The organism is Enterococcus sp. HMSC076E04 (assembly GCF_001814285.1).
GTDB classification, from domain to species: domain Bacteria; phylum Bacillota; class Bacilli; order Lactobacillales; family Enterococcaceae; genus Enterococcus_B; species Enterococcus_B lactis.
The window spans coordinates 1-279 of sequence record NZ_KV815570.1; the positions used below are offsets into that span (position 1 = coordinate 1).

Consider the following 279-nt stretch of genomic DNA (forward strand, 5'->3'; position numbering starts at 1 on the left):
TGTGTGTGTTCTACCAATTTTTCTGCATGTGTATCTAATCTTTCATCGTGTTTCTTTAGTTCTTCATGAATCATCAATCGATCTGATTTGCTCGATTCTAAATCTTTTGTTAATAGTTCCAAGTTGTAACTCACTTGTGATAGTGTTTTCGTAATTTTTGTAAATGATGCAACAATCGGTCTAATTACTAATAAAATTAAAGAAACGATAGCGGTTATTGATCCTGCTATCGCTCCCCATTCCCCTAAATTAATCATATTGCAACTCCTTGTATCAAAA

Annotated in this window: 1 protein-coding gene; it reads right to left on the reverse strand. The window is 32.6% G+C overall.

The window, feature by feature from the left end; all coding sequences use genetic code 11:
- Positions 1–257: hypothetical protein (locus HMPREF2961_RS01770; RefSeq protein ID WP_070703833.1), on the reverse strand; the 257-nt coding region annotated here is incomplete at its 3' end.
- Positions 258–279 lie beyond the last annotated feature (22 nt).